This window comes from Acinetobacter sp. GWC1_38_13 (genome assembly GCF_001767535.1).
In the GTDB taxonomy this organism is placed as follows: Bacteria; Pseudomonadota; Gammaproteobacteria; order Pseudomonadales; family Moraxellaceae; genus Acinetobacter; species Acinetobacter junii.
On sequence record NZ_MELG01000101.1, the window covers coordinates 1360 to 3344 of the forward strand.

General features: G+C 44.7%; 2 protein-coding genes. Both read left to right on the forward strand.

The window, feature by feature from the left end:
• Positions 1-921, forward strand: a 921-nt coding sequence (locus A2003_RS10750; protein ID WP_286687334.1) for a DUF932 domain-containing protein, incomplete at its 5' end; no start/stop codon positions are given.
• A 129-nt stretch (positions 922-1050) separates the two neighbouring features.
• The coding region (locus tag A2003_RS10755) for a YqaJ viral recombinase family nuclease (protein WP_286687335.1) at positions 1051-1985 on the forward strand (935 nt) is incomplete at its 3' end.

The following is a 1985-nucleotide window of genomic DNA, read 5'->3' on the forward strand; positions in this document are numbered from 1 at the left end:
GTCAGTTACATGGCGAAAAACCAACGCGGACAAAACATCATCTTACCTTTTGAAGAACAACGAGTGCTGTATCGTTCTGATACCCATGCACCTTTATCTGTGGTGAGTCAGCGCTTTCAAGAAGTACAACCCAAAGACATTTTAGAGTTCTATCGTGATCTGACTGAACAATCAGGCTTTGAGCTGGAAACCGCAGGGGTACTGAAAGGTGGGAAGAAATTCTGGGCATTAGCCAAAACTGGACAGACCTCAGCACTGAAAGGCAAAGATGTCAGCAATGGCTACATTCTTTTAGCGACGGCGTGTGATGGTACCTTGGCGACTACCGCACAATTCACCTCTATTCGGGTGGTGTGTAACAACACCTTAGCCATTGCACTCAAAGCACAAAACGCTGGATCGAACAACACAGGTGTGGTCAAAGTCCCGCACAGTACTCGTTTCGATGCTGAAAAAGTCAAACAGCAGTTGGGCATATCAGTGCGTGCATGGGATGAACACATGTATGAAATGAAGCAACTGAGTCAACGTAAAGTAACGCAACAAGAAGCAGCTGCTTACTTTGATGCGGTATTTAACAATACTAATCTGAGTTTCGCTGAACAGGATGAAAGCATTATTCAGTTTTATCGAAATGCAGCCATGCCGAATCAAACAAACTCATCAAAAGTCGACAATAAAACCGAACCGAATGGACGTGCGATGTCAAAAGTCATGACTATGTTTAACGGACATGGACGAGGGGCAGAACTCAGTTCAGCCAAAGACACAGCCTATGGTTTGTTATGCTCAATCACGGAATTCGTCGATCACGAAAGACGTGCTATGAGTACCGATCATCGCCTCGATTCAGCATGGTTTGGCGCAGGGGCAGCGATTAAACAACGTGGCTTAGAACAAGCGCTCAGAATGGTGGCATAAATTCAGTTTCAGTTAAGCAAGCTATATTAGCCTAAGCAATAACACCCTTCGCCACATTCCTCAGATGTGGCTTTTTTTATGCCCAAAATTCAGCTTTTACATATTTCATAACGATAGGATCAATACACCATGCAGAGTCATACCCATATTCAGAATAGTTTAAACCATCCACCCTTATTGCCTTATGTACCTCAGCTTAATCCAAACCAAAACCCAGCAACCCAACAGATCGAGGTAGGTACCCGAAGTAAACGTCATCCATCTAATCCAGCTCAAACTAAACAGCCACGCAAAAGCAGAACAACCGCAGCTAAACGACTTGCCAATACTAAACAGTTGAATTACCAACAATGGCTAGAAGTCAGAAAGCAAGGGATTGGGAGTAGTGATGCTGCAACGGCCTGTGGACTGAATCCCTATATGTCGATGCTCGAACTCTGGATGATCAAGACAGGACGCATGCAACAAAATATTGAAGATGAAAGCGCAGGTTATGCACCCCTGTACTGGGGCAAACAACTTGAGCCCTTGGTGGCTGAATACTACAGCATGCATACCAATCATAAAGTGCGTCGTGTCAATGCCGTGCTACAACATCCTGATGAAGACAAACACTTTATGTTGGCGAATTTGGATTATGCCGTGGTCGGCAATGAAGAAGTTCAAATATTAGAGTGTAAAACTGTGGGGGAATATGGCGCAAAGCTTTGGCGGGATGGCGTACCACTGTATGTACTGTGCCAAGTGCAGCACCAACTGGCGGTAACAGGCAAACAAGCGGCACATATTTGTGCCTTAATCTGTGGACATGAAACCAAAATCTTTAAAGTGACAAGAAATGAAACGGTGATCCAGCACATCATCAATGCGGAACGTCACTTCTGGCAATGTGTGGAATCAGGTATTCCACCGAGTGTCGATGCTTCTGATTCCGCTGCTAGAGCCTTGCAACAACTGTATCCAGAACAGATTCCATTAACCGTAGAAGACCTCAGCCAAAATGAACAGGCTAACTATCTCTTTAACCAACTGTTAGAAGAGCGACATAGGCTTGAACAACATCA